The 24,820-nt window shown below is 64.5% G+C and carries 28 protein-coding genes and 1 pseudogene; 14 read left to right on the top strand and 15 right to left on the bottom strand.

The window, feature by feature from the left end; all coding sequences use genetic code 11:
* Positions 1–136 precede the first annotated feature (136 nt).
* Positions 137–880, bottom strand: coding sequence for a GAF and ANTAR domain-containing protein (locus AC1DDG_RS05680; RefSeq protein WP_476875273.1), 744 nt, complete (start codon positions 878–880; stop codon positions 137–139).
* A gap of 269 nt (positions 881–1,149) precedes the next feature.
* Positions 1,150–1,782, bottom strand: coding sequence for a PadR family transcriptional regulator (locus AC1DDG_RS05675; RefSeq protein WP_476875272.1), 633 nt, complete (start codon positions 1,780–1,782; stop codon positions 1,150–1,152).
* A 154-nt stretch (positions 1,783–1,936) separates the two neighbouring features.
* On the opposite strand from AC1DDG_RS05675, the gene AC1DDG_RS05670 reads away from it, so the two are divergent.
* A complete protein-coding gene (locus AC1DDG_RS05670) occupies positions 1,937–2,299 on the top strand; it encodes a hypothetical protein (protein WP_476875271.1) in 363 nt (120 codons plus the stop codon).
* A 469-nt stretch (positions 2,300–2,768) separates the two neighbouring features.
* Positions 2,769–3,053: a hypothetical protein gene (locus tag AC1DDG_RS05665; RefSeq protein ID WP_476875270.1), complete on the top strand. Its 285-nt coding sequence runs from the start codon at positions 2,769–2,771 to the stop codon at positions 3,051–3,053.
* Positions 3,054–3,313: 260 nt separating this feature from the next.
* Here AC1DDG_RS05665 and AC1DDG_RS05660 read toward each other — a convergent pair whose 3' ends face one another.
* From AC1DDG_RS05660 to AC1DDG_RS05650, 3 genes are all read right to left on the bottom strand, one after another.
* Positions 3,314–4,066: a hypothetical protein gene (locus AC1DDG_RS05660; RefSeq protein ID WP_476875269.1), complete on the bottom strand. Its 753-nt coding sequence runs from the start codon at positions 4,064–4,066 to the stop codon at positions 3,314–3,316.
* A 134-nt stretch (positions 4,067–4,200) separates the two neighbouring features.
* Positions 4,201–4,548: a VOC family protein gene (locus tag AC1DDG_RS05655; protein WP_476875268.1), complete on the bottom strand. Its 348-nt coding sequence runs from the start codon at positions 4,546–4,548 to the stop codon at positions 4,201–4,203.
* A gap of 78 nt (positions 4,549–4,626) precedes the next feature.
* Positions 4,627–4,923, bottom strand: a complete 297-nt coding sequence (locus AC1DDG_RS05650; protein WP_476875267.1) for a hypothetical protein — start codon at positions 4,921–4,923, stop codon at positions 4,627–4,629.
* A gap of 208 nt (positions 4,924–5,131) precedes the next feature.
* Between AC1DDG_RS05650 and AC1DDG_RS05645 the strand changes: the two genes are divergently transcribed.
* Together AC1DDG_RS05645 and AC1DDG_RS05640 are read left to right on the top strand one after the other, a co-directional pair.
* Complete coding sequence (locus tag AC1DDG_RS05645) at positions 5,132–5,737, top strand: hypothetical protein (protein WP_476875266.1); 606 nt, start codon at positions 5,132–5,134, stop codon at positions 5,735–5,737.
* 175 nt (positions 5,738–5,912) lie between these two features.
* Entirely contained in the window at positions 5,913–6,356 is a 444-nt protein-coding gene (locus AC1DDG_RS05640) for a hypothetical protein (protein WP_476875265.1), read from the top strand.
* Here the strand turns inward: AC1DDG_RS05640 and AC1DDG_RS05635 are convergent.
* The 4 genes and pseudogenes from AC1DDG_RS05635 to AC1DDG_RS05620 all read right to left on the bottom strand — a co-directional run.
* Positions 6,353–6,787 (bottom strand): hypothetical protein, encoded by a 435-nt coding sequence (locus AC1DDG_RS05635; protein WP_476875264.1) that lies wholly within the window; start codon positions 6,785–6,787, stop codon positions 6,353–6,355. The two genes, AC1DDG_RS05640 and AC1DDG_RS05635, sit on opposite strands and share 4 nt — an antisense overlap.
* 118 nt (positions 6,788–6,905) lie before the next feature.
* Positions 6,906–7,373, bottom strand: coding sequence for a hypothetical protein (locus tag AC1DDG_RS05630; RefSeq protein ID WP_476875402.1), 468 nt, complete (start codon positions 7,371–7,373; stop codon positions 6,906–6,908).
* A gap of 164 nt (positions 7,374–7,537) precedes the next feature.
* The gene (locus tag AC1DDG_RS05625; protein ID WP_476875263.1) at positions 7,538–8,800 is read right to left on the bottom strand and encodes a multidrug effflux MFS transporter; all 1,263 of its coding nucleotides are present in this window, start codon (positions 8,798–8,800) and stop codon (positions 7,538–7,540) included.
* Positions 8,797–9,018: pseudogene (locus tag AC1DDG_RS05620) on the bottom strand (IMP dehydrogenase); the annotation flags it as partial. The gene AC1DDG_RS05625 and the pseudogene AC1DDG_RS05620, both read right to left, overlap by 4 nt.
* 284 nt (positions 9,019–9,302) lie before the next feature.
* Here AC1DDG_RS05620 and AC1DDG_RS05615 point away from each other — a divergent pair.
* The gene (locus tag AC1DDG_RS05615; protein ID WP_476875262.1) at positions 9,303–10,187 is read left to right on the top strand and encodes a helix-turn-helix transcriptional regulator; all 885 of its coding nucleotides are present in this window, start codon (positions 9,303–9,305) and stop codon (positions 10,185–10,187) included.
* Between the two features lie 17 nt (positions 10,188–10,204).
* On the opposite strand, the gene AC1DDG_RS05610 is transcribed toward AC1DDG_RS05615, so the two are convergent.
* From AC1DDG_RS05610 to rfbA, 4 genes are all read right to left on the bottom strand, one after another.
* A complete protein-coding gene (locus AC1DDG_RS05610) occupies positions 10,205–10,555 on the bottom strand; it encodes a DUF202 domain-containing protein (protein ID WP_476875261.1) in 351 nt (116 codons plus the stop codon).
* 4 nt (positions 10,556–10,559) lie between these two features.
* Complete coding sequence (locus tag AC1DDG_RS05605) at positions 10,560–10,979, bottom strand: YidH family protein (protein ID WP_476875260.1); 420 nt, start codon at positions 10,977–10,979, stop codon at positions 10,560–10,562.
* Between the two features lie 57 nt (positions 10,980–11,036).
* Positions 11,037–13,250: a multicopper oxidase family protein gene (locus tag AC1DDG_RS05600; protein ID WP_476875259.1), complete on the bottom strand. Its 2,214-nt coding sequence runs from the start codon at positions 13,248–13,250 to the stop codon at positions 11,037–11,039.
* A 372-nt stretch (positions 13,251–13,622) separates the two neighbouring features.
* Positions 13,623–14,528, bottom strand: a complete 906-nt coding sequence (gene rfbA / locus AC1DDG_RS05595) for a glucose-1-phosphate thymidylyltransferase RfbA (RefSeq protein WP_476875258.1) — start codon at positions 14,526–14,528, stop codon at positions 13,623–13,625.
* Positions 14,529–14,593: 65 nt separating this feature from the next.
* Between rfbA and rfbB the strand changes: the two genes are divergently transcribed.
* The 8 genes from rfbB to AC1DDG_RS05555 all read left to right on the top strand — a co-directional run bounded on the left by rfbB (position 14,594) and on the right by AC1DDG_RS05555 (position 22,452).
* The gene (rfbB, locus tag AC1DDG_RS05590; protein WP_476875401.1) at positions 14,594–15,592 is read left to right on the top strand and encodes a dTDP-glucose 4,6-dehydratase; all 999 of its coding nucleotides are present in this window, start codon (positions 14,594–14,596) and stop codon (positions 15,590–15,592) included.
* A gap of 3 nt (positions 15,593–15,595) precedes the next feature.
* Positions 15,596–17,002 carry a sugar nucleotide-binding protein gene (locus AC1DDG_RS05585; RefSeq protein WP_476875257.1) on the top strand — a complete coding sequence of 469 codons (1,407 nt, stop codon included), beginning with the start codon at positions 15,596–15,598 and terminating at the stop codon, positions 17,000–17,002.
* 170 nt (positions 17,003–17,172) lie between these two features.
* The gene (gene paaA / locus AC1DDG_RS05580; protein ID WP_476875256.1) at positions 17,173–18,192 is read left to right on the top strand and encodes a 1,2-phenylacetyl-CoA epoxidase subunit PaaA; all 1,020 of its coding nucleotides are present in this window, start codon (positions 17,173–17,175) and stop codon (positions 18,190–18,192) included.
* The gene (gene paaB, locus AC1DDG_RS05575; RefSeq protein ID WP_476875255.1) at positions 18,189–18,692 is read left to right on the top strand and encodes a 1,2-phenylacetyl-CoA epoxidase subunit PaaB; all 504 of its coding nucleotides are present in this window, start codon (positions 18,189–18,191) and stop codon (positions 18,690–18,692) included. The genes paaA and paaB overlap by 4 nt, the downstream gene beginning before the upstream one ends.
* Positions 18,693–18,703: 11 nt before the next feature.
* Positions 18,704–19,627 carry a 1,2-phenylacetyl-CoA epoxidase subunit PaaC gene (paaC, locus tag AC1DDG_RS05570; RefSeq protein WP_476875254.1) on the top strand — a complete coding sequence of 308 codons (924 nt, stop codon included), beginning with the start codon at positions 18,704–18,706 and terminating at the stop codon, positions 19,625–19,627.
* Positions 19,624–20,175, top strand: a complete 552-nt coding sequence (gene paaD / locus AC1DDG_RS05565; RefSeq protein WP_476875253.1) for a 1,2-phenylacetyl-CoA epoxidase subunit PaaD — start codon at positions 19,624–19,626, stop codon at positions 20,173–20,175. The genes paaC and paaD overlap by 4 nt, the downstream gene beginning before the upstream one ends.
* A 10-nt stretch (positions 20,176–20,185) precedes the next feature.
* Complete coding sequence (paaE, locus tag AC1DDG_RS05560) at positions 20,186–21,424, top strand: 1,2-phenylacetyl-CoA epoxidase subunit PaaE (RefSeq protein ID WP_476875252.1); 1,239 nt, start codon at positions 20,186–20,188, stop codon at positions 21,422–21,424.
* A gap of 248 nt (positions 21,425–21,672) precedes the next feature.
* A complete protein-coding gene (locus AC1DDG_RS05555) occupies positions 21,673–22,452 on the top strand; it encodes an enoyl-CoA hydratase/isomerase family protein (RefSeq protein WP_476875251.1) in 780 nt (259 codons plus the stop codon).
* Between the two features lie 107 nt (positions 22,453–22,559).
* Here AC1DDG_RS05555 and AC1DDG_RS05550 read toward each other — a convergent pair whose 3' ends face one another.
* A complete protein-coding gene (locus tag AC1DDG_RS05550) occupies positions 22,560–22,970 on the bottom strand; it encodes a VanZ family protein (RefSeq protein WP_476875250.1) in 411 nt (136 codons plus the stop codon).
* A gap of 134 nt (positions 22,971–23,104) precedes the next feature.
* Here AC1DDG_RS05550 and galU point away from each other — a divergent pair, with 134 nt between their 5' ends.
* Positions 23,105–23,998 (top strand): UTP--glucose-1-phosphate uridylyltransferase GalU, encoded by an 894-nt coding sequence (galU, locus tag AC1DDG_RS05545; RefSeq protein ID WP_476875249.1) that lies wholly within the window; start codon positions 23,105–23,107, stop codon positions 23,996–23,998.
* A 158-nt stretch (positions 23,999–24,156) separates the two neighbouring features.
* On the opposite strand, the gene AC1DDG_RS05540 is transcribed toward galU, so the two are convergent.
* The gene (locus AC1DDG_RS05540; protein WP_476875248.1) at positions 24,157–24,783 is read right to left on the bottom strand and encodes an LPXTG cell wall anchor domain-containing protein; all 627 of its coding nucleotides are present in this window, start codon (positions 24,781–24,783) and stop codon (positions 24,157–24,159) included.
* Positions 24,784–24,820: the final 37 nt, after the last annotated feature.

The raw sequence follows: 24,820 nt of genomic DNA, 5'->3' as shown, positions 1-24,820 counted from the left end.
ATAGCACTTCTGGGCGCAGCACCCTAGGGTCCATAGACCGCTTTTTCGGGCGCGGAATTCCGCCACTGTTGCGGATATGTCCGGCAGCTGGTGGTCAAAGGAAGAGGGTGCTCTTCAGCCCGTCTGAAAGACGTCGTTACGCGTCGAAGTGTGTCCGGACTCTCGGGTCCTGTGAGATTGATGCAACCACTGACGCGGCAATATCCCGGAGTTTGACGTTCCTGGTGCTTGAAGCGATTTTGAGGATCTTCACGGCCGTCTCCTGGCCGCACCGGTTCTGCGCCATGATGGCACCGGTGGCCAGATCGATGGTGGTCCGGGATTCCATGGCAGCAATGAGGTGGGCTTTCGCGTCGGCCAGCTGGCTGATCCGCACGGCCAGGCGGAGTGCTTTGGAGGCATGGTACGAATATGTTTCGACCATGCTGATGTCTTCACCGCCGAAGCCATGGGTCCGGGTGGAGTACAGGTTTAAGCCCGCTTCCGCTTCCCCTTCAAGGATCAACGGTACGGACAGGCTGGATCCTTCTCCCGCCTCCAGTGCGGCCGCAGTGTATGCGGGCCAGCGGTCGTCGTTCGTCAGGTCGGCGATATGCACGACGACCTGCTGGCGGATCGCTGTTAGACATGGCCCATCGCCAGTACTGTATTGGGTTTCATCCAGCCGGCTCGCCCTTTCTTCGCTGCTGGCTACCGTCACTGGTTTCTTTCGCTGAATCAGGGTGATGCTGCAGAAGGCGATGGCCGGGTCGGCCAAGGTGACGGCGGAGAACTCCGCGAGTTCGTCCAGCATCTCCTTCACGCCCTCGGTTTTCAGGACAAGATCCTGCATGTGGTCGACGAGGAGAACCGGGAACAGCAGATGTGTATCGTCGGCCATAACTGGGCACATTCCTCATTTGGGCCCTAACAACGACCCTTGACAGGGGGCACCGGAGGACGGCGAAGCAGCGCGTGCGGCTGTCCTTTGAGTATGCTCCGCTTCCGCCGCAAGAACCAGCAGGTTCCGTTACGACGGCAGCACGGGAACCCGTTCCGCTACCGGCCGAATGGTGTCTCGATAAACAACAGCTTTTCACGACCCGCAGCGGCCCGCCCGCACAGTGGCCCGCACTGCCGGGTGGCGGCCGTCCGGTAATCGAAGTCCGGTCAATCGGCGAGGATGAGGTACAGAGCGCGCCGGGTTTCATCCATTTTTTCTATGGCTGCCTGGCGCTGCTCTTCGGTTGCCGCGACGCGGAATTGCTGGATGACTCCCATGAGCTTTCCCACGCTGTGGTGAAACGCAGTCCCGGAGCCGTGCGGGTCGGTGTTCCAGGCGTTGGCGAGCTCTTCGGCGTGTTCGGCAACGTAGGCGCGGCCGTCCTCCGTCAGGGTGAATTCCGTGCGGCGGCCCTCGCCCACGGGGGCAATGAGCTCCTCGTCAACGAGCTGCTGGAGCGTGGGGTAAACAGATCCCGGACTCGGGCGCCACGTGCCGGAGGTCTTTTCGGCGATGGTCTTGATCAGCCCGTATCCGTTGGAGGGCGCTTCAGCCAGCAGCGAAAGAATTGCAGCGCGGACATCGCCCCGGTTGGCACGGCGTGAACCGCCCGGTCCGAAACCCCGCGGCCCGAAGCCGCCGGGGCCAAAACCGCCGGGGCCGAATCCGCCGGGACCGAATCCGCCGCCGTGTCCGTGGGGTCCGCGGCGGCCCCTTCCGCGTTCGAAGCGGCCCTTGCCTGGCCCCTCCGGCGTGAAACTGTTTTCTGTGAATCTGTTGTCGTCGTGGGTGCCTTTCATGGCGGCACGTCCTTTCAATCTGAATCAACACGCCGATTATCGGCGATACCTAACGATATATCGGTAAGTATCGGTCGTCAATGAGAAACTTGCCCTTCTGGACCACGGTTTGGCGGACCTTCCGAAGGTTGAGGTCCCGTGGGACGATTCCACTATGAGCGAGAAACCAGGCGGGACTTCGGCGGATCATAGTCCCCACCAGCACGCCCACGCCGCACCGACGACGCAGCAAATGCGTACCGTGGGCCAACGCCGCCGCGACGCAGAAGAGAAGCTGGAACACCATCTCCAGGAAGCCCGCCACAAAGATGATCCACACCACGACCAAGTAGACGGCGACGATCACGACCACGACGCCGGACAGGAAACCGCCGGGGCCGTCGATAGCCGGGACGTAGCCGCCATCCAGAACGACGACCGTCTCACCGCAGCCGACCGCGTGGACCTGATCGCCAACCAGGCACTCAGCGAAGGTCAAGACGCCGAACACAGCCAGGAACCCGACGGCACACCCTGACCAGCGATGACACGTGAAAACCTCAAGGTGCAGGACGACGGTGGCAAAGGGACCTTCCTGCCCGGTGCAGGGGGTCGCCGGACCCGGCATTGACGAGGGGGGAGTGCATTGCCGGGTCCGGCGGACTGATCGGTTGGAGGACACCTAGCGACCAGATACCCAGATCGTGGCGGCCCGACCTTCAGGAAACCCTGCGGGACCCTATGAAATCCAAGACCCCCTCCTCACATACGACCCCCTCCACGGGCGGGCGCAGGGACGAGGCCCCCTATTGGGGGCCCGACCACCCCTAACAGCCCCGGCGGGCTTCGGGTGTTCCCGACGCCGCCGGGACAGGATGCAGGCATGAAAGTAGATGCGTGCATGAAACAAGGAGCGTGGTCACGATGGTGAAGCGGGAAATGCCGGCAGTGTCGCCGGTGATCTGGACCGGCACTGGAGGGTACACCGCACAGGGCCGAGGCATCCGGTGACTGCCGTGGAGGCCCATCCGGCGGCCGAGGACTGCCGGAAGGAATCGGGGCCGCGCACCCCGCCGGCACCCGGCGGGCGTCGTCCACCCGCCTGGCCAGCCTCCGTGCTGCGGCGACAGGTCCTGGGCATCATCATTGACGTCATCAACGGACCGGATACCGAGCCGGAGGTGCGGCAGGGCCTGCACCAGCATCTGGACGATAACCCCGGACGCCCCGAACAGGCGCTGCTGGCCCACCTCCGTGATTGGCAGGCGCGGGAGAGCCGGTCATTGGAATGACGAAGGGAGGAACGACGCCGGGCGGCAGCACCCGCTGCCGCGCAGAGGCGTAGGCTGAGACACAGGCCGGCGGCGGTCGGTCCACTGGATTCCCCCAATGCCGGATGGACACCCAGCCCGTCGCCGGTCCCAATGCCCCTTGGCCCGGCCGCTGTAGCCGCCTCCGCCCGCCCGGGACTCCCGGGCGCCGGCCCGCGCACCGCGGGGCACCTTGCCCGGGCACATCCGGCACCGCCCCGAAGTTCCCCAGCCAGCCCGGCTCAGCCGCCAGACCGGACGCTTACGTTCCCGATCACCAGCGTGCCCAACCGCGCGGCCGCGACGATGTCCACAGAAGAATCGCTGATGAGAAGGTTGTCCCCGCCGATGACCAGGACGCTGCCGTTCCCTGCCGCCTGAAGCCACTCGGCATCATCCGGACTCTCTGGGTCAAGCTGCTCGCGGTACATGGTTTCACCGCCGACATCCAGGGCGATCAGGCCCCCGCGCGACACACTGAAACTGCAGGCGTGCCCGGTTTGGCGGGCCTGGCCCAGAATGTCTGAGTAGTCACCGCTCATCGCCAGCTGGAAGCCGTGGGAAAGCAGAATCGCGACCAGCGCGGAGGTCAGCTCGCCGCCCTTTTCCCGGAAGCTCACCACCGGGACCACGGTGTAGGCCAGCACCGGAACGATTCTTGAAGCCCCCGCTTCCGTCCCGTGTGTGAGCATCACCCGTGCTGCCAGAGGCGCCAGCCCTTCCGGCCTGTAGGGGGACTCATGGACCGTCACTGCCGGTTCTCCGCAATGACGGTGGCAGACCCAGTCGCTGAATGTCCGGTATTCGGTCCCGTCCGGGGCATTGCTTTCGGTGATATCCACTATCAGCGAGAGAGGTTCACCGGCCCGCAGCGGCCGTCGGCACTCGGCACACGTGGTAGCGACGGCGGCCGCGGTAGCCACGTAGCGCGTCGTGTCCCTGCCCTTATAGGGCTCCAAACGTCCATCCCAGGCAACATTGAGTGTGACCGGCATAGCATCAATTCTACCCGCCGGTAACCGTCGGCGGGAGGACGGGCTGTGCGGCACCGGTTCGGCCAGAGGACGACGACGAGGGGTTGCCGACGCCGGTCCCGAGACTTGATCGCGGGGCCGGCGCCGCCGTCGGCTTAGACTTGTTGTTTCGGCCGCCACACGCCGAAGCGGTTGCCCTGCGGGTCAAGGAGATGCGCGAACTCGATGGCGCCGTTGTCAACGAACGGGATGGCGACGCTCGCACCGAGCGACTCGGCTTGGGCGATCGCGGCCTTCACATCGTCGACCTGCACGTAGAAGATCGCCCAGGCGTTTCCGCCCAGCGAGGTGGTGTCCCACAGACCGCCCTTGTCGCCGTCGACCGTCCGGTATCCGGCCGGCGAGAGCTCACCGAAGGTCCAGTCGAACAGTGAGCCGTAAAAGCTCCGTGCGGCATCCGGGTCGGCCGAGCCGATCTCGAAGTAGTTCACTATGGCGGACATCGCCGTCTCCTTTCCGTATCAACACAAGCGCTTGGGGGGGCCGCACTGCGGACCCCTCCGCGGCATGTTCCCGAGGCTCTAGGGCAGGACCTTGTAGAGGTCGACGACGGTCTCTTCCGGAGGCGACGTGAATCCGCCCTCGATGCCCTGCTGCATTCGGGGGATGAGGATGCCGTCACGGAATTTCTCCCAACTCGCCTTCGACTCATGGACGGCCATGATCGTCCAGCCGCCCTCAGAAGGGCCTGCGGCATGGAAGGTCTGACCGTCGGGCAGGCGCCCTTCGCCTGGGTGAACAGCGGCAATTGAGGCCTCATACTGGTCCTTCGTGCCTCCTGCGAAGAAATGCACGATTCCGTAGGGCGCGGCGTCCATGTCTGCTCCTTGAATGGTCTGGTTTGTGCGGACATGCCAACCAATAGACCTCGACTCGCGGGTTGTCAATGGTGCCCGACGCGGCGGTGCCCATTCACGGGCAGGGAGCCGACTGAACAGGCAAACGGGACGAGTGCGGCACCAATCTTGGCTAACTCTTGGATTTGTCCTGCACCTATCCTTTCCAACGGATTCCTACTGTTGAAATATGAAAACAAAAGCAGCCCTCGCACTGACCCTCACCGGCATCCTCCTCTCCGGATCCGCCGCTCTCGCCGCCAACGCCCAGACCCTCAGCAGCTCCAACCCGGGCACCAGCGACGACGCCAAAAACGTCCTCATCACGGACGATTCGGCCACCAGAACCGCCACTCCCGCCACCGCCAAAGTCGTCGCCAAGGCAGCACCGAAGGCGGCAACCAAAGCCAACGACGACAAGAAGGCCGACGATAAGAAGGCATCAGCAGCGAAGAAAGCCGCCCGCCCCGCCGAAGCAGGCGATGACAACGGCGGAACCCGGACAACGCCCGAACCCGGCGACGACAACGGAGGAATGGCCACCGCTCAAACGTTCGCCGGCTCCACCGTCACGGCAGAACCTGGCGATGACAAGGGCGGACTGAGGACAACGCCCGAGCCGGGTGATGACAACGGCGGACTGCGGTCAGCCCAGGCGCCCCGGGCGGCCCAGGCCGGCGATGACAAAGGCGGGCTGCGCACCACGCCCGAACCAGGCGATGACAAGGGCGGTGCCAGCAAGGCGACGGAACCGGGAGATGACAGCGGCGGCCATGGCCACGGCAGCGACGACTGACCCCTGATCTGGCTGATCATCCACTTCCTGGAACGCAAAGGCGGTCCTCCCAATAAAGGAGGACCGCCTTTGCGTTCGCCAACGTGCTGCGCAGCGTCCAAGCGTGAGCCAGACTTTGACAGATCTTGGATTTCCCCTGCACCTATCTTTTCCATAGCCGTCCTACAGTTGGATCATGAAGAGCAGGGCAGCACTCGCACTTTCAATTGCCGGGATCCTCGTCACCGGCTCCGCCGCCCTGGCCGCGAATACCTACACGCTCAACAGCTCGCACACGTCAACCCTCGGCAACGCCGGCAACGTCCTGCTGCCGGACGTTCCGGTCACCACCAGCCCTGCCCCCGACCGGACTCCAACCAACACGGTGGCCAGCCCCAAAGCGACACCGAAGGCGACGAGCAAAGCGAGCAGCAAGGCAGGCAGCGGCAAGAAGGCGGACGGCACGAAAACGTCACCATCAGGGAAGCCGTCCCCCGCTCCTGCTCCGGGGAGCAACCAGGGCGGTCCCGTCACGGCGCAACCAGCGCCCGGCGTCGGCGGCCTGATCGTCACTCCGCCAGGTGACGACAAGGGCGGCCTCCGCGGCGGCGGCAGCGGCGGCCACGGCAGCGACGACTAAACCCCGTTCCCGGTTCGCTGCGCTGTGCTTCCGGGCCTGCGCTTACGGTCCAGCATGAGGGCGACGGCAATGCCGAACATCCAGACGTCCTTTGCCAGCGGTGTCCCTTTCTGGGTGGGGCGGATGCCATCCGCCTCGGTCATGCCCGGGGTCTTCCGATACATGGCCAGCATGGACCCGGAGAAGATCCCGAGACCCACTCCGACCAGGCGGCTGGGCAGGAACGGTGCCAGCAATGCCGCGCCCAGCGTCATTTCCGAATAGCTGAGCAACTTGCCGAACGTTTCCGGCTTGATCCGGCTGACAGGCGGAATGACCCTGGCCGCCATTGCCTGCAGCCCAGCTGCGCTGTCGTTATCCAGGTTGCGTTTGCCGTAACCGGCATTCAGAATGAACGCCCCAGTGGTCAGGCGAAGAGGGATATGGCTCATTGTTCTCATGTTCGTTCCCTTCAGAAGGCTCCTGCAATCGAGCCTAGTTTCACTGCCCCGAGCCCGCCAGAGCCGCAAGCAGCGCAGCCGGCCACGCCAGCAGCGCGGCGACGGCGCCCTACCCGCCCCAGACCGAGGACGAGCCGGAGTGCCCGGTGATGATGCTCTGGTAGATGAGGAACAGCCCGGCCAGCACGCCCACGGCCAGGAGGGCGATCCGGACGGGCCGGGATTCCTGGAAGCCTGCCAGCGCGGGCACCCGCCGGGCCAGCGGCGCGTAGGTGGCTGCGAGCATGAGCGCCACCACCACCAGGAAAACCACCGCGGTGTATTTGAAGATGTCACCCTGCCGGGCGTGCGCCTGGATCGCGTCGGTGGCGCCCCGGATTGCCTGCAGCTGTTCGCCGGCCTGCGCGGTGATCAGGGCCAGGGGAGCCAGCATCAGCGTCAGGACTCCCAGCGGCCACGCCAGATAGTTGCGCGTCCGGGCCGCCAGACCGTAGACGACGGCGCCCAGCCCGGCTAGCGGCCCGAAGACCACCACTGCGTGGACAAGAAGAATGTGGGCCGGAAGGCCGGCGATCATGAACACAGATGGCTCCTTGCAGGACGGTTACCGCATGGCAGGACGGGTACTGCGTGCTGTCACGCTAGCACCACCCACAGGCCAAGGGCGCCAAGAAACACGCTGGACTTTTCCGTCAGCAGCCTCAGTCGACGGGTGCTACGAAGGTGCGGAAATCCGTGCAGTCACTGTGGATGCGCCAGTGTGTCCCGGGGAGATGTCCCCGGCCGTGAGGCGTTCGGGCGGGCCAGGATGAGGAGTCCGAACAGGGAGAGCAGGGCCCCGGCGATCATGAGCGCCGCCATGGGGACGGCGGTGTCGGAGCCGCCGAGGCCGGCGATCGGTGCGACGATGCCGGCAGTGGTCCATTGCACGAGGCCGAGAACCGCTGAACTGGTACCCGGGTGCGCGGGTACTTCCGCGGAAGCGAGGGCGCCGCCGTTGGTGTTGATGAGGCCCTGGGCCACCATGAGGGCGAAGAAGCTGCCCATGGCCACCAGCAGGGGAGTGGCCCACCACAAGGCTCCGGCGAGCATGGCCGCGCCGGCGGCCAGGGCGATGACCTGTCCGGTGAGGATGACCCGGCGGGTGGGCACGCGGCCGGCCAGTCGCGCCGAGACGAGGGCGGCGATGGTCATGCCGCCTGCGTTGGCGGCGAAGACGATTGAGTACGCCACCGGTGACAGACCGTTCATGTTTTGCAGGATGAATGCGGACGTGGCGACGTAAGCGAAGAGTGCGATGAACGCAGAGGACGCCACCACGACGTACCCAACGAACCGGCGGTTTGACAGCACGGTGCGTGCGGCGTGCCCGAATTCACGCAGCCCGCCCGCGTGCCGTTTCGCAGGCGGCAGCGACTCGGGAACCACGAACAGGGCGCACAGCGTCATGAGGATGCCCAGAGCGGCGAGTACCCAGAACGTCATCCGCCAGCCGGTCAGCTGCAGGATGACCGCCCCGAGCAGGGGGCTGATGATCGGGGCCACGCCGCCAATACCCATGACGAGGTTGAGTACCCGGACCAGCTGCGAACCGTGTGCGAGGTCGACGATGACGGCACGGCCGATCACCATCGCCCACCCACCCCCGAAACCCTGCAACAACCGAGCGACCATCAGGACGCCCACGTCCGGGGCCAGGGCGCAGGCGACGGACGCGACTGCCATCAGAATCGTGCCAGCGACCAGGGGCATGCGCCGGCCGCGCTGGTCGCTGAACGGGCCGCCGACAAGTTGCCCCAGCCCCATCCCAGCGAAAAACGTCGTCAGGGTCAACTGCACCGCGGACGCCGTCGTGCCAAATTCCTGAGACACGCGCGGGAACGCCGGGACGTACATGTCGGTGGCGAGCGGAGCGACGGCGGTGAGGAAGATGACCGTGGCGACGAGTGCCGCCGGGACGGCTCCTGACGGCCGCGATCGTGTTGTGGTCGACGACGTGGTCATGGCCGCAGGAGTACCTTGATGGCTCGGCGTTCGTCCATGGCCTTATAGCCTTCGGCTGCCTCGTCGAGGGGCAGTTCCAGGTCAAAGACCTTCCCCGGATTGATCTCCCCGCGGAGGATGAGGTCAATCAGTTCGGGCAGGTAGTCCCGGACAGGGGCCGGTCCGCCGTGCAGGTGGACGTGCGAGAAGAACATCTCCAGGCCCGGGAGTTCAACATCGTCGGCGCCGCGGTAGGGCCACAGGTCCGACCCGCACACGCATGCCGCGACCAGCTTGATGATCGCGTCGGTCGGCTCTTGGATGGCGGGGTTTTCCCGGTCCTCGACGCGGACGTCTCCGGGGGCGTGCAGGATGGTTGCGCGCATGGCTGGTGCTCCAATTCGTTGAATGCGGGGGGCTGATTTCCATCAAACCCGCAACGGGCGCGTGTAGCGAGGGCCCTGCTGAAACGGGTTATGGCAGACCCTCCCAACCGTTCCCGGTTACGTCGTAACGTTGCGGTATGGATAACCGAGCCGAGACACGAGAGTTTCTGGCTTCCCGGCGCGGACGCATCACCCCCGAGCAGGCAGGCATCGAACCGATCGGAGGGCGGCGCCGCGTGACAGGTCTCCGGCGGGAAGAAGTCGCCCGCCTCGCCGGCGTCAGCGTCGACTACTACACCCGCCTCGAACGCGGAAACCTCTCCGGCGTATCGGACAGCGTCCTCGACTCCATCGCGCGGGCACTGGAACTCGACCGCGCCGAACACGACCACCTCTACGACCTCGCACGCGCAGCGAACACATCAACCCGGAAGCGTCCCACCACCGCGGCGCCGTCAAGCGTGCGGCCCGTGATGCAGAACCTTCTCGACGCGATCACCGGAGCGCCCGCCTTCATCGGGAACAACCGCATGGACATCGTCGCGGCCAACCTCCTCGGCTACGCCCTCTACTCCGAGATGTACCGAAGCCCCGCCCGACCCGCGAACCACTCACGGTTCATTTTCCTCGACCCGCGCGCCCACGACTTCTACCCCGACTGGGACCGCGCAGCCAACGTCAACGTCGCGATCCTGCGCCGCGACGCCGGCCGCAACCCGCACGACAAGGGAATCGCCGCACTCGTCGGCGAACTCTCGATGCGCAGCGATGAGTTCCGCACGCGGTGGGCCGCGCACAACGTCCGCCGCCACTACTCAGGTACGAAATCCTTCCAGCACCCGGTGGTTGGGCTCCTCGAACTGAACTATCAGGCCATGGAACTCGAAGACGACCCGGGACACACCCTTACGGTGTATCCCGCCGTCCCCGGCAGCCCCTCCGACGAATCCCTCCGGCTCCTCGCATCCTGGGCCGCGACGGAAAACGTCGTGGAATCGGCCCGGGCCAACGCCGTCGGCTAAACAGGTACTGCGTGCTGTCACGCCAGCACCACCCAGAGGCCAAGGGCGCCAAGCACCACGCATGAACTTGCCGTCCACAGAACCGCGGCGATGTCCGGTGCCAGTTGCCCCGCCGTGATGCCGTGGATGCCCCGGCGGTAGCGCACCCGCTGGGTGAAGTAGATGGCCGCTGCGGCTGCTGCCGAAACGGCAAAAAGCGGCAGGACCAGCGGTCCGTGTTCCGGAATCCAGCGGAGGAAGATGGCGGTGGCGGTCACCATCGTTAGCATCGTCCGGCCCCAGGCCAGCACCGTGCGCTCGGGCTGCAGCCCCGGATCGCCGTGGCTAGGGTAACCGTGCAGTGGACCGTCCGGCGGGTTGCGGGTCATGTTGTCAGGCCAGGACGACGACGGCGATCACCACCGCCGCTGCGACGGCGCAGCCGGCGGCGAGCAGCGGGGCAATGAGCGGCAGAGGCAACGGCCGGTTGGTGCGCAGGCTGCCTTCGACGCGGAGCCACCGAACGGCAGCTCCGGCGCTGAGGATCATGCCGAGCAGGAGCAGCAGCACCGAGAGCCCCCGACGGACAGGTTCCAGGAAGACGTCCGAGGTGAAGGCTTCCACGGCGATGCCGCCGGCCAGGAGCGCCAGCGAGGTGCGGATCCAGGCCAGGAACGTCCGTTCATTGGCCAGGGTGAACCGCGGGTCGGGCTCGGTCCCGCCGGGGAGAAGCCTTTCGGCGATTCGGCTTCTCCGGGGTGAGCCCGGATCGGGGGTCGGTCCGGGGCTTGGGTCAAGCGGGTTCGCGGGCACGGTCACAGTCTAGACAGTCACAGTGGCAGGCCGTTGAATTGGCAACCACGGGCCCGGTCAGGGCGTGATGTCCCAGGAGAACATCATGGCGTGGTCCTCGTGCGCCAGGTTGTGGCAGTGCCCCACGTACGGCCCCACGAAGTCCCGGAACCCCCGGTAGACGATTACCGACTCGCCAGGGTCGAGCGCTGCCGTGTCTTCCTTCGAGGAGTCATCGGGATGCCCGGGATCCGGAGTGCGGGTCACATCCTTGCCGTTGCGCATGACCGTCCGGTGTTCCTCCTGATGAAGGTGCACCGGGTGCACCCAGCCGCCGCCACCGTTGCGGAGCTCCCAGAGATTAAAGCTTCCCTTCTTCTGCTGGGCCAGCGGCGTCCGGCCGGCAGGGTTTTTCAGACTTGCCAGCGCGTGGTTCGGATCGAAGGGTTTGCCGTTGATCAGCCACTCGGTCTCCCCGCCGGCGCTGCCGCGCTGCACCTCGAAGATCATCCGGTTATCCAGCATGCTCTGCCAGTTGCTGGGCAGCGGCGGAAGTGGACGAAGGGGGAAGATGGCGGCGGGGATCTGGCTGTCGTCCGGCGCGGTATCGCCGATCACGATCTTCAGGACCGGCACCTTGTACTTCGGGTCAGGCGAGAACCGGGAGGACTTGGACCACATCCGCCCGTCGGGCATCTTCATGATGTTGGTGAGGTAAATGACGTCGCCCTTGGTGGTGGGTGTGCCGTCCTGGTACTTGGTGAAGTCAACGATCACCTCGCGGCGCTTCGCGGGCCACAGCTCGAACGAGTTGCGTGTGAGCGGGAAGGGCAGAAGGCCGCCGTCGGCAGTGATCTGGGTGAACTGCATGCACTGCTGGCCGTCCTCGATCCGGTACTGGCCCTGGAGTTCGTCGCCGTTGTACCCGAGCGACGCCGAGGACTTCGGTCCCTTGGTGGAGGTCATCAGCTTGAATTCGTAGATGCGGGCCACGGAGCAGTCCAGGAACCGAAGCCGGTATTTGCGCCGCTTCACCTCCAGCACCGGAAAGGCCGTCCCGTTGACGGTGAAAAGGTCGCCGACGAACCCGTGGTTGGGGAAGTGCTTGTAGAACGTCTTGCCCCACCATTCGGGGTGGGTTGCCGGGTTCTTGGCGGCCGGGTACTCGCCCAGCCCGTCGTGGAAGTCCTGATGCGTGGTTACGCCGTCGTCGAGCCGGCAGTCAAAGAACGCCAGCGGGATGTCGTATTTGACGTCGAAGGATCCGTCCGGGTTGTTGGTGCGGACCCCTGGCAGTCGCAGTCCCCGGCGCTCGTCGCCGGTGTCGATGCCGTTCTTTGGGTCGTAGAGCGGGTACACGCCCACCATGCCCTTGTACACGTTTGCGCCGGTGTGGTCCATCGCGTGGTCGTGGAACCAGTAGAAGCTTTGCTTTTCGCGGTCGTCCCCGCCGGAGGGGTAGTTCAGATACAGGTTGTCGACGAACATTCCCGGCCGGTAGCCCCGGTGCTTGGGCCCGGCGATCATCGAGTAGTGGGGGTTGCCGTCGCTTTCCGGTGCGGTGTGGCCGTTGTGCAGGTGGGTGAGGAAGGACAGGTCCGGGGCGCCGAAGTCCTGGCGGTCCAGGTTCAGCGGGTTCTCGGCCAGGTGGTTCTCGAACCGGACCAGGACCGGCTTGCCGTACTCCGCGTTAATCCTCGCTCCCGGAAAGCCGCCGTTGAAGCCGTAAATCGCGCTGGGAGGCAAGGTCCGTTTTGTGCCGGCGGGGTACGTCTTGCGCTTCGCGTCAAAAGAGATCGCCGGCCGCCCGTGCACATCGATCGGAAGCACCTGGGACGTGGTGAACGCATGGGTCCGGAGCAGCAGATCGATCTTGTAGACGATCGGGTCCGGATAGCCGATTTTGTTGGGCCAGATCTGGTGCTGCTGGTTTCGCAGCGAGTTCTGCTGGCCCGGCCCCGGGCCCGGCGGATTCCGCCAGGCGCTGTAGACCGATTTCGGCACCGGGGCCAGCGCCTTCAGGATGGGCAGCGGGTCGTTGAACGGTGAGATGATCAGCGGGCTCGTAGGGAACTGTTCAATGTAGAACAGGCCGTCGCTGAGTGCCGTGGAGGTGGCGGCGAAGGCGCCGTCGGGGGAGAGCAGTCCTCTCTGAGCCAGTAGCGGAGCGGCCCAGGTCTGTGCGGCCGCGAGCGCGGCGGCGGCTCCTCCGGCCGCCCCCAGGCGCAGCAGCGTACGGCGTGGCAGCGTACGGCGTGGCAGCGCGCCCGTGTTTGCAGATTCCTCAGACATGCTCTGGCCTCCTTGGCGTGGGGGCGCAAGCCAATTCAGCCGCCCCGGTCGTCAACCTATAGGTGTGATTCCGAGACCGAACATGACCACGAGGAACTCCTTCGCCTCATGGGGTGAGAATTTCTGCAACGGTTGCCCCTAGCAACAACTGTGGGTTCCAGACCTTGGGAAAACGCTAGGGTGCTGCCAAGTTCCTCGCACTGGCGGGAAGAGGCCAGGTTGAGACGGACCTCTTCGCGGTGCTGCTCCCATGATCCGTCGAAGGGACGTCTGCCCCTTCAAGGGCACTGAGATCTGAAGAGAATGCCCGGCATCGACATCTGGCATGTCTGTTAGCGCCCACGACGAATGAACGCCGCAACCGAACGTCAATCAGCGGAGAGACAGTTCCAGACGCTCCGGGTTCTCGGCAGCATCCTCGGCGAGCAGGTCCAGAAGGTAGCGGCCGTAGCCGCTCTTGGCCAAGGGCGCGGCCCGATCCTGGAGCTCATCGTCGCTGAGGAAGCCGAGTCGCCAGGCAATTTCCTCGGGGCAGCCGATTGAGAGGCCCTGTCTCTTCTGGACGGTCCGGACAAATTCGGACGCTTCGTTGAGGGAGTCGAATGTTCCGGTGTCCAGCCATGCTGTACCGCGGGGAAGGATCTCCACCTGCAGTTTGCCGCGGTGGAGGTATTCCCGGTTCACATCCGTAATTTCAAGCTCTCCACGGGGCGAGGGCTTGAGATTCCGGGCGATTTCCACAACGTCGTTGTCGTAGAAATAGAGTCCCGGTACCGCGTAATGGCTCTTGGGGTGTTCCGGCTTTTCCTCGAGGGAGATGGCCCTGCCCGTGGCGTCGAACTCCACCACTCCGTAGGCAGTAGGGTCCGCGACCCGGTAACCGAAAATCGCTCCACCATCGATGTTGGCGAACCGGCGGAGCTGCGTACCCATGCCCTGGCCATAAAAGATGTTGTCCCCTAGCACCAGCGCAACGGGTCCGTCGCCGATGTGTTCCGCGCCGAGGACGAAGGCCTGGGCCAATCCGTCCGGGGACGGCTGCTGGGTGTACGTGATGTTGACGCCGAATTGGCTGCCGTCGCCGAGAAGCCGCTGGAACTGGTCGGCGTCGTGAGGCGTGGTGATAATCAGGATGTCCTGAATGCCCGCGAGCATCAGCGTAGAAAGCGGGTAGTAGATCATCGGTTTGTCATAGACGGGGACCAGCTGCTTGCTGATCCCCAACGTGATTGGATGAAGTCTTGAACCGGTCCCCCCGGCGAGGATAATTCCGCGCATAAGTCCAAGTTTCCGGGCAATTCGAAGTTCAACCAAATCAGTGGCGCTATGGAACTATGGAAATCATGCAGAAACTCCTCGTGACCGGTGGCGCCGGCTTCATTGGTTCCAACTTCGTCCACTACGTTCTCAATCACACAGATGACGCCGTCACGGTCTTGGACAAGCTCACCTACGCAGGAAACCGGGCCTCCTTGGCTGGGCTGCCCCCAGGCCGATTCCAGCTTGCCGAAGGGGACATCGCGGATGCAGCTCTCGTGGACGGCCTGGTTGCTGATTGCGACGTGGTGGTTCATTACGCTGCGGAGTCACATAACGACAACTCACTGCATGACCCTCGCCCGTTCCTGGACACGAACATCATCGGCACCTACACACTCATCGAGGCCGCACGGAACCACAACAAGCGGTTCCACCACATCTCCACCGACGAGGTTTACGGCGACCTCGAACTGGACGATCCGGAACGCTTCACGGAACAGACGCCGTACAACCCGTCCAGCCCGTACTCCTCCACCAAGGCTGGCTCGGACCTGCTGGTGCGCGCCTGGGTGCGGTCCTTCGGCCTGCAGGCGACGATCAGCAACTGCTCGAACAACTACGGTCCATACCAGCATGTCGAAAAGTTCATACCTCGGCAGATCACCAACGTGATCGACGGTATCCGGCCCAAGCTCTATGGCAAGGGCGAGAACGTCAGGGACTGGATCCACGCCAACGACCATTCCTCAGCAGTCCTTGCGATCATCGCCAAAGGCCGGATCGGGGAAACATACCTGATTGGCGCCGATGGTGAGAAGAACAATAAGGACGTCGTAGAGCTGATCCTTAAGCACATGGGAGAGGCTCCGGACGCGTACGACCACGTTGTGGACCGCCCCGGCCATGATCTGCGCTACGCCATCGATTCATCCAAGCTCCGCGACGAGCTGGGCTGGCAGCCGGAGTTCTCGGATTTCGATTCGGGCATCGAGAACACCATTGACTGGTACCGGGACAACCAGGACTGGTGGCGTCCTCAGAAGGCCGCCACGGAAGCAAAGTACAAGGAACAGGGCCAGTAGACGATGCCGATCGCGTTCTCCAAGCCTCTTTCAGCACACGAAACTCCAATTCCCGGCGTCGTCCTCTACGACCTTCCGGTCCACGGCGACAACCGCGGCTGGTTCAAGGAGAACTGGCAGCGCGAAAAAATGATCGCCCTCGGGCTGCCGGATTTCCGGCCGGTCCAGAACAATATTTCCTTCAACGAAAAGGCCGGAACCACTCGCGGGATCCACGCCGAGCCGTGGGACAAGTTCATTTCCGTCGCGACCGGCAGGATTTTCGGTGCGTGGGTGGACCTGCGCGAGGGCCCATCTTTTGGCGCCGTGTTTACTGCCGAATTGGACCCCAGCCAGGCAATCTTCATTCCGCGGGGAGTGGGCAACGCTTTCCAGACCCTAGAGGACGACACGGCATACACCTACCTCGTCAACGACCACTGGTCAGCAGATGGGCAGGGTCAATACACGTTCCTTAATCTCGCCGATGAAACCGCCGGAATCAGGTGGCCGATTCCCTTGGACCAGGCGGAGCTTTCGGACAAGGACAAGGCGCACCCGCGTCTGGCAGAAGTCGTCCCCATGGCGCCCAAGAAAACCCTCGTCCTAGGTGCGTATGGCCAGCTTGGTAAGGCCCTGCGTGCAGCCTACGACGGCGATGAGTCGGTCGAATTTGCAGGTCGGGCGGAGTTCGATTTATCCAGCGACGCAGCCTTCAGCAGCCGAAACTGGAAAAACTACAGCACCATCATCAACGCAGCTGCCTATACAGCTGTAGATGCAGCTGAGACCGCTGATGGCCGGGCAGCGGCATGGGAAGTCAATGTTGGAGCGGTAGCGCGTCTTGCTCGGACTGCGGTTGAGCATGACCTGGCCCTGGTGCATGTCTCTTCCGACTACGTTTTCGACGGCGCCCGGGGGCCCCACGATGAAAGCGAACCGTTCACTCCTCTTGGTGTCTACGGACAGACCAAGGCAGCTGCAGACGCAGTGGTCAGTGTGGTCCCCAAGCATTACATCGTGCGGACGAGTTGGGTGATCGGTGAAGGCAGCAACTTTGTCCGCACCATGGCCTCTCTGGCACAACGGGGCATCAGGCCATCGGTGGTCAACGACCAGATCGGCCGGCTCACGTTCACCGAAGATATTGCCGCCGGCATAAAGCACCTGCTCGACTCCCAGTCGGCATATGGCACCTACAACCTCAGCAACGACGGTGAGCCACAGTCTTGGGCGGATATTGCCGCAGACGTTTACGAGCTCACCGGCTCGTCCAGGGACCACGTAACCGGTGTCAGCACAGCGGAGTACTTCAAGGGCAAACCAGCCGCTCCCAGGCCCCTGAACAGCGCACTGGATTTGAAGAAAATTCGCGGAGCTGGTTTTGAACCCCGTAACTCCGGTGAAGCGCTGGCCGTCTACCTCAAGTAGTACGACCCCTGCAAAACCCTGTGGTTGCACTCAAGCGCCGCTGTCTTCAAGAGAAGCCAGCGGCGCTTTTGTGTGCGCCCCGTGCTTGACGCCCTCCAAACCTTCCGCATATCCTGAACGAACGGTCGGTAATTATTTCCGAGGACGCACGTGAATGCATAGGAGCAACCATGGCAGCGCAGAATCTGCAGCCAGTGCCGGAGGCACTGTCCCCAGAGGATCAGGAGCGGGCGGCACAGCTCGAGGCGGAAGGGCAGGCGTACTTTGACCACGTCATGGCCCAGGATTCCCGGATCGAGCCGAAGGACTGGATGCATGCCGCGTACCGCAAGACCCTCCTGCGCCAGATCTCGCAGCACGCGCACTCGGAGATCATCGGCATGCAGCCGGAGGCCAACTGGATCTCCCGCGCGCCGAGCCTGAAGCGCAAGGCCATCCTTATGGCCAAGGTCCAAGACGAGGCCGGCCACGGGCTGTACCTTTATTCCGCCGCCGAGACCCTCGGCCAGCCGCGCGACAAGATGATGGACGACCTCATCGCCGGTAAGGCCCGCTACTCTTCGATCTTCAACTACCCGGCACTGACCTGGGCGGACATGGGCGCGATCGGCTGGCTGGTTGACGGCGCCGCCATCTGCAACCAGGTGCCCCTTTGCCGCGCATCCTACGGACCGTACGGCCGTGCCATGGTCCGCATCTGCAAGGAAGAGTCCTTCCACCAGCGCCAAGGCTTCGAGATCCTGCTGGAACTCTCCAACGGCACCCCCGCGCAGAAGCAGATGGCCCAGGACGCCGTGAACCGCTGGTACGCCCCGGCCCTGATGATGTTCGGCCCGCCGGACGACGATTCACCCAACTCCAAGCAGTCCATGGCCTGGAACATCAAGCGCTTCAGCAACGACGAACTGCGCAGCCGCTTCGTCGGAATGATGGTGGAGCAGGTCCGCGTCCTTGGCCTCACCCTCCCGGACAGCGAAGTCCGCTTCAACGAGGAAACCAGGAAGTGGGAGCACGGCCCGCTGGACTGGGAAGAGTTCAAGGAAGTCCTGGCCGGCCGCGGCCCCTGCAACGCGCAGCGGCTTGAGCGCCGCCGCGAAGCGCACGACGACGGCGCCTGGGTTCGCGAAGCAGCCGCAGCTTATGCGGCAAAACAGGCACGCAAGCACGCAGAAAAGGAATACGCAGCATGAGCCCCCACGGCAACCCGGAAGTACCGGCCAGCTCCGCCGGAGCAGTAGAAAGCTCGGCCGCCAAGGTCCCGGCCGGCCCGGTGGCCCCGGTGATTGAGCCTTCAGCTGCCCCGGTGATTGAGCCTGTCGAAATCCCGGTTTCGGCAAGCTCGGTTTCGACAGGCTCAACCAGCGGGGTTTCGACCAGCTCGGTTTCGACAAGCTCAACCAGCTCCACCGGCAACGTCTGGCCGCTCTGGGAGGTCTTTGTCCGGTCCAGCCGCGGGCTTAGCCACGTCCACGCGGGCAGCCTGCACGCGCCGGATGCGGCCATGGCCCTGCGCAATGCCCGCGACCTCTACACCCGCCGCAACGAAGGCGTGTCCATCTGGGTGGTCCCGGCCGACGCCATCGCCGCCAGCGATCCCGATGCGAAGGGTTCGTTCTTCGAGTCCCCGCAGGGCAAGGACTACCGGCACGCCACGTACTACACCAAGAGCGAAGGAGTGAAGCACCTGTGAATTCTGAAAGCTTGACCACTCCCGCAACGAACACCGAAACCCACACCGAAGAGACCACCGGCCACGGCGACATCTCGGTCGGGGTCGCAGGCAGCGGAGACTCGTCCGCCAGCGCCACCCGCATCACGCCAGGCAACGCGCTCCGCCCGGAGGACATCGCCCTCGAGGTCCGCACCGGCCTGGTGAAGCCCTCCGAGGACGCGGCCGAGTACGCGCTGCGCCTCGGCGACGACGCCCTCATCCTCGCCCAGCGCCTGGGCCACTGGATCTCCCGGGCCCCCGAGCTCGAGGAGGACGTGGCCCTGGGCAACATCGCCCTGGACCAGCTGGGCCACGCCCGCTCGTTCCTCAGCTACGCCGGCGGCCTCAACGAGAAGAGCGAGGACGATCTCGCCTACTTCCGCCGCGAGCACGAATTCCGCTCCGCCCACCTGTTCGAGCAGCCCAACGGCGACTTCGCGGTCACCATCGCCCGCCAGTTCGTGGTGAGCTACTACCAGTTCGAGCTGTACAGCCGGCTGACCAAGTCCACAGACGCCACGCTCGCCGCCATCTCCGCCAAGGCCGTGAAGGAAGTGGACTACCACCGCGACCACAGCGCCCAGTGGATCCTCCGCCTCGCCCTCGGCACCGAGGAGTCGCGGGCAAGGATCATCCACGGCCTGAAGCTCATCTGGCCGTACGTGGGCGAGCTCTTCGTTGATGACGAGCTGACCCGCCGCCTGGCTGAAGCCGGCACCGCCGTCGAGCCTTCCAGCCTGAAGGCGGACTTTGACCGCCTCACCGGTGAAATCCTCGCCGAGGCTGAGCTGGAGGTTCCGCAGGTGCCGTTCGCACCGGGCGGCGGCCGCCGCGGCAAGCACTCCGAGCACCTGGGCTACATCCTCGCGGAGATGCAGGTGCTGGCCCGGGAGCATCCCGGAGCAAGCTGGTGACCGCCGTGTACGTTCAGGAACCGGGCACCCGGATCGCGGAGGTCAGCGCCCAGGAGAAGGCATGGGCCGTCGCCGCCACGGTGTGCGACCCGGAAATCCCCGTGCTCAGCATTGAGGATCTGGGGATCCTCCGCAGCGTCCGGCTGTTCGACGACGGCGGGCTGGTGCCCGCTGTCCAGGTCACCATCACGCCGACGTACTCGGGCTGCCCCGCGATGGATGCCATCCGTGACGACCTCAAGGCCGCCTTCCGCAAGGAGGGCTACCCCAGCGTCCACGTGGAGCTGGTGCTCGCTCCGGCCTGGACCACGGACTGGATGACGGACGCCGGCAAGGCCAAGCTGCAGGAGTACGGCATCGCCCCGCCCAGCGGCCGCGCCGCCGCCGGGGGACACTCCGGCCCGGTGAGGCTGAGCCTGGCCGTGAAATGCCCGCAGTGCTCGTCGCTGAACACCAAGGAACTCACCCGCTTCGGTTCCACCTCCTGCAAGGCCCTGTACGTGTGCCAGGAGTGCAAGGAACCGTTCGATTACTTCAAAGTCCTGTAAGGAATCTCCCATGCCTGTTGTCCGCCAGGCCGCCGCCGAATCGGCGCAGGCCACCGGCCGCCGTCGTCCGTCTTTCCACACCCTCACCGTCGCGGAGGTGCGCCGGCTCACCGAGGATGCCATCGAGGTGACCTTCGCGGTGCCGGCCGAACTGGCCGGCCAGTTCGACTACCTGCCCGGCCAGTACGTGGCCCTGCGCACCACGCTGCCGGATGAGAACGGCGAGCCGAAGGAAATCCGCCGCAGCTACTCCATCTGCGCCGAGCCGCGGAGCTTCGCGGACGGCACCAGCGAGATCCGGGTGGCCGTCAAGAAGGACCTGGGCGGGCTGTTCTCCACGTGGGCTAACGCCGAGCTGAAGGCCGGGGACACCCTGGACGTGATGAGCCCCATGGGCGCGTTCGTCTCCAAGCACGGCCGGGACGGCCGGGCCGTGGACCAGAATGTCATGAACTCCATGAACCGCCCCCAGCAGATGGCAAGCGAGCTGGCGGGGGAGCCGGGCAGCTTTGTGGCGATCGCCGCGGGCTCGGGCATCACCCCGGTGATCGCGATCGCCCGCACGCTGCTGGCCGCGAACCCGGAGACCCGGTTCGACCTGATCTACGCCAACAAGGCGGCCATGGACGTGATGTTCCTGGAGGAGCTCGCGGACCTGAAGGACAGGTACCCGTCGCGCCTGGCGCTGCACCACGTGCTGTCCCGCGAGCAGCGGATCGCGCCGCTGCTGAGCGGAAGGATCGACGCCGAGAAGCTGCGGGCGCTGCTGGGCACGGCCATCCACGCGGACGACGTGGACGAGTGGTTCCTGTGCGGGCCGTTCGAGCTGGTGCAGCTGTGCCGGGACACCCTGGCCGAGCGCGGCGTGAAGCCGGAGCACGTCCGCTTCGAGCTGTTCACTTCCGGCAAACCGGACCGGCCCGAGGGCAACGCCGGCCGTCCCGTCATCGAGGACGAGTCCAAGGAGACGTACAAGATCACGTTCAAGCTGGACGGCCTGCAGGGCGACGTGGCCAGCCCCACGCACGCCCGCGAGTCAATCCTCAACGCGGCGCTGCGCGTCCGCCCGGACGTGCCGTTCGCGTGCGCCGGGGGAGTCTGCGGCACGTGCCGCGCCAAGGTGGTCACCGGCACCGTGACCATGGACGAAAACTACGCGCTGGAGCAGGATGAACTGGACAGGGGCTACGTGCTGACCTGCCAGTCCCACCCGACGAGCAAGGAAGTCACCGTCGACTTCGACGTGTAGTCACCGCCGGTCGAGCTTGTCGAGACCAAAGGACCCGCTGGTCGAGCCTGTCGAAAGCAAAGACCCGCCGGTCGAGCTTGTCGAGACCAACAAACCGAACCGCCGGTCGAGCCTGTCGAGACCTCGAAACCAAGAACCGCTGGTTGAGCCTGTCGAAACCAAGAGACCCTCTGGTTGAGCCAGCGAACCAAGAACCGCTGGTTGAGCTTGTCGAAACCGAGCCCGTCGAAACCCGAAAGAAGGACCGAATGATCTCCCTCTCCATCGCCAACGGCATCGCCGAAGTCGTCCTCAACGCACCGTACAAGCTGAACTCCCTTGATGAGCAGGCGCTCCGGGATTTAACACAGGCGTACGACGACGCTGCTGCCGCTGCCTCGCGCGATGAGGTGCGGGCGCTGCTGCTCAGGGGAGAGGGCCGCGCCTTTTGCGCGGGCCGGGACATCGCCGGCGTGACGCCGGAGAGCGACGACGCCGAGGCATACCTGGGTAGGCTGGTGCAGCCGCTGCTGCAGAAGATGAGCTCGTTCCCGGCTCCGACGTTCGCGGCCGTCCAGGGGGCCTGCCTGGGCGTGGGGCTGGGCCTGCTGCTGGCGACGGACGTGGTGTACGTGGCGGAGAACGCGAAGTTTGGCTCGCCGTTCGCCAAGCTGGGGGCCACGCTGGATTCGGGCGGGCACTGGTACTTCACGGAGCGGCTGGGCATGCACCGGACGCTGGACCTGATCTACACGGCGGAGCTGATGAGCGGCGCCGAGGCCGTGGCGAAGGGGATGTTCAGCAGGGCGATGCCGGCGGAAGAGCTGCTGGAGTCCACCCGGGCGATCGTGGCCAAGGTGGCAACCGGGGCGACGGGTGCGTTCAAGGCGAGCAAGGAGCTGGTGGCGCACATCCGCGACCAGCGCCTGGGGCTGTGGGCGTCGATGAAGGAAGAGAACGCCGAGCAGGCGAGGCTCTGCAAGAGCGAAGACTATGCCGAGGGCTTTAGGGCGTTCCAGGAGAAGCGCGAGCCCAAGTTCAAGGGCTGATTGACCCCGTCGAAACCGTTCGCTGATTGAGCCTGTCGAAATCAAGAAATCCGCCGCTGATTGAGCCTGTCGTAATCTGCTGATTGAGCTTGTCGAAATCAAGAAACCTACCGCTGGTTGAGCTTGTCGAAACCACCCTGCCGCAACCACTCCTCAAGCACACGCAAAACCCAGAGCCCCAACATCGCGCCCGCCGTATTGGCAACGATATCCATCGCACTCGGGAACCTGTCGTGCAGAAACAGCTGTTGCCCCAACTCCATGCCGCATGAGGCCGCGAATCCGGCCAAGACAATCCGTCCGCGGTGGAAAGACGGAAATGCCAACGCGGCAAGGGCGCCAATCGGCGCAAATATGAGGATGTTGGAAGAGAACTCCACGAAACTGTAGTTGATCAACTCCGGCAGCCCGGCCGTGTGGAGGGCAAAGAGCACCATCTGCAGGCGGCCCGCGACCGGCCGGTCAACAGGGGTTGGCCAGAACGCCACGAGAGCGAGTCCGGCCAGGTACAGGGCCAAAAGCGCTCGTGCCGGGAGCACTGCTCCTGCCTGACGCCATTTCCCCATACATACGAACTTACGCGAGCCTCGAATAGGGCCGAAATCTGCGGCGCAAATTTCGCATTTTGCAAGTCAATTTGTAGGGTTCAGTCATGACAACGTTGGGGAAATCAGTCCGTAAAGCCGTTATTCCGGCAGCAGGTTTGGGCACGCGCTTCCTGCCTGCCACCAAGGCAATGCCGAAGGAAATGCTGCCGGTAGTAGACGCGCCGGCCATCCAGTACGTCGTTGAGGAGGCTGTCGCAGCTGGCCTGACCGACGTCCTGATGATCACCGGCCGCAGCAAACGTGCGCTTGAGGATCATTTCGACAGCGCCCCGGACCTGGAGCGGACACTCGAGGTCAAGGGAGACCAGGTCCGCCTGGATGCCGTCCAGCACGCCTCCGGTCTAGGACCGATCCACTACGTGCGCCAGGGTGAGCCGAAGGGTCTGGGCCATGCGGTCCTGTGCGGCCGCCAGCACGTCGGTGACGAGCCATTCGCCGTCCTTCTTGGTGACGACCTGATCGACGAGCGGGATGAGCTTCTGACGACGATGGTGGAGGTCCAGGCGAAGACGGGCGGCTCGGTCATAGCGTTGATCGAGGTGGCGTCCTCCCAGATCAGCGCCTACGGTTGCGCTGACATCTCAGCGATCGAAGGTGAGGACTACGTCCGTGTCAACAGCCTGGTGGAAAAGCCTTCTGTTGAGGAGGCCCCATCTAACCTGGCCGTGATCGGCCGCTACGTCCTGCACCCCGCTGTGTTCGATGTGCTTGAAGAGACCGAGCCTGGCCGCGGCGGGGAGATCCAGTTGACGGACGCTTTGCAGACTCTGGCGGCCGGCGAGGGGGAGGGTTCCGGAGTTTACGGCGTCGTCTTCCGCGGCAGGCGGTATGACACCGGTGACAAGCTCAGCTACCTGAAGGCTGTGATTACTCTTGCTTCTGAACGAGCCGAGTTCGGCGAAGACCTGAAGTCGTGGATGAAGGAATTCAACGGCTGAGCCAGAAAGAACGTACGAAAAATGCCCGACGCGAGTTTCGCCTTGGGCATTTTTTGCGCGAGCCCGGAGCTGTCGGGGCGGAACAAGCAAAGAGGCGGTTGATTTCCCGGAAATCCKGGAAATCAACCGCCTCTTTTAGAGCTTTTGGTACCTAGCGCCTATGCGGAAGCCTCTGCGTTGGCGCGGCGGCGAACTACTACTACCGAAGCAGCGCCTGCTACGAGTGCGCCGCCACCAACCAGCGACCACAGGATGAGGCTGGAGTCAGCGCCTGTGTTGGCCAGGCCAGCGCCGGCAGCCGTGTTACCACCGGTGTTTGCCAGACCCGTACCGGTCCCTGCTGCAGCAGCTACGGTCACCGGAACGGAAACCCTGTGGCCCGAGGTATTTCCAACGGCCGTGAGCGTGTAGGTTCCCGCTTCGCTAAGGCTGAGCGGAAAAGCGAACGATCCGTCGGACGCTGCCGTCGTGGTGAAGGTCTGCGGAGCAGCTACAATGTTGATCTTGGACGGAACGGCAAGGCTTGCCCCACCGGACACGCCGTTCCCCAGCGCCTGAGGCGTGCTCGTGATGGTGATGGTGATGGTAATCGTTTCACCGGCAAGGAAGCCAGTTCCCGAGAATGTAAACGTCTGGCCCGGCGTTACTGTGCCGTCGTCGACGGTTCCCTGACCGCCGGTGCCGGTGCTCGGTGCCGGGTACGGTGCGTTGACGGCCATAGCCGGAACTGCACCGGTGAGTGCGATGGTGCCTGCGAGCGCGAGCGCAGCAATAGACTTCTTCAATTTGTCCCCCTGAGACCGTTTATGCGAGTGTCACATC

It is taken from the genome of Arthrobacter sp. 10L430, assembly GCF_056395245.1.
The sequence above is the reverse complement of the archived record's forward strand: the minus strand, read 5'-3'. Positions and strand labels throughout refer to the sequence as shown.

What these genes read in the sequence shown, in the direction of transcription:
- rfbB (WP_476875401.1), top strand. Translation starts at nt 14,594, where the DNA reads ATGCAGAAACTCCTCGTGACCGGTGGCGCCGGCTTCATTGGTTCCAAC.
- AC1DDG_RS05650 (WP_476875267.1), bottom strand. Translation starts at nt 4,923, where the DNA reads ATGGACGCCGCGCCCTACGGAATCGTGCATTTCTTCGCAGGAGGCACG.
- rfbA (WP_476875258.1), bottom strand. Translation starts at nt 14,528, where the DNA reads ATGCGCGGAATTATCCTCGCCGGGGGGACCGGTTCAAGACTTCATCCA.
- AC1DDG_RS05655 (WP_476875268.1), bottom strand. Translation starts at nt 4,548, where the DNA reads ATGTCCGCCATAGTGAACTACTTCGAGATCGGCTCGGCCGACCCGGAT.
- AC1DDG_RS05600 (WP_476875259.1), bottom strand. Translation starts at nt 13,250, where the DNA reads ATGTCTGAGGAATCTGCAAACACGGGCGCGCTGCCACGCCGTACGCTG.
- AC1DDG_RS05640 (WP_476875265.1), top strand. Translation starts at nt 5,913, where the DNA reads ATGAAGAGCAGGGCAGCACTCGCACTTTCAATTGCCGGGATCCTCGTC.
- AC1DDG_RS05555 (WP_476875251.1), top strand. Translation starts at nt 21,673, where the DNA reads ATGATCTCCCTCTCCATCGCCAACGGCATCGCCGAAGTCGTCCTCAAC.
- AC1DDG_RS05630 (WP_476875402.1), bottom strand. Translation starts at nt 7,373, where the DNA reads ATGATCGCCGGCCTTCCGGCCCACATTCTTCTTGTCCACGCAGTGGTG.
- AC1DDG_RS05645 (WP_476875266.1), top strand. Translation starts at nt 5,132, where the DNA reads ATGAAAACAAAAGCAGCCCTCGCACTGACCCTCACCGGCATCCTCCTC.
- paaE (WP_476875252.1), top strand. Translation starts at nt 20,186, where the DNA reads ATGCCTGTTGTCCGCCAGGCCGCCGCCGAATCGGCGCAGGCCACCGGC.
- AC1DDG_RS05670 (WP_476875271.1), top strand. Translation starts at nt 1,937, where the DNA reads ATGAGCGAGAAACCAGGCGGGACTTCGGCGGATCATAGTCCCCACCAG.
- AC1DDG_RS05585 (WP_476875257.1), top strand. Translation starts at nt 15,596, where the DNA reads ATGCCGATCGCGTTCTCCAAGCCTCTTTCAGCACACGAAACTCCAATT.
- AC1DDG_RS05610 (WP_476875261.1), bottom strand. Translation starts at nt 10,555, where the DNA reads ATGACCCGCAACCCGCCGGACGGTCCACTGCACGGTTACCCTAGCCAC.
- paaB (WP_476875255.1), top strand. Translation starts at nt 18,189, where the DNA reads ATGAGCCCCCACGGCAACCCGGAAGTACCGGCCAGCTCCGCCGGAGCA.
- AC1DDG_RS05615 (WP_476875262.1), top strand. Translation starts at nt 9,303, where the DNA reads ATGGATAACCGAGCCGAGACACGAGAGTTTCTGGCTTCCCGGCGCGGA.
- AC1DDG_RS05635 (WP_476875264.1), bottom strand. Translation starts at nt 6,787, where the DNA reads ATGAGCCATATCCCTCTTCGCCTGACCACTGGGGCGTTCATTCTGAAT.
- galU (WP_476875249.1), top strand. Translation starts at nt 23,105, where the DNA reads ATGACAACGTTGGGGAAATCAGTCCGTAAAGCCGTTATTCCGGCAGCA.
- AC1DDG_RS05625 (WP_476875263.1), bottom strand. Translation starts at nt 8,800, where the DNA reads ATGACCACGTCGTCGACCACAACACGATCGCGGCCGTCAGGAGCCGTC.
- AC1DDG_RS05675 (WP_476875272.1), bottom strand. Translation starts at nt 1,782, where the DNA reads ATGAAAGGCACCCACGACGACAACAGATTCACAGAAAACAGTTTCACG.
- AC1DDG_RS05660 (WP_476875269.1), bottom strand. Translation starts at nt 4,066, where the DNA reads ATGCCGGTCACACTCAATGTTGCCTGGGATGGACGTTTGGAGCCCTAT.
- AC1DDG_RS05680 (WP_476875273.1), bottom strand. Translation starts at nt 880, where the DNA reads ATGGCCGACGATACACATCTGCTGTTCCCGGTTCTCCTCGTCGACCAC.
- paaA (WP_476875256.1), top strand. Translation starts at nt 17,173, where the DNA reads ATGGCAGCGCAGAATCTGCAGCCAGTGCCGGAGGCACTGTCCCCAGAG.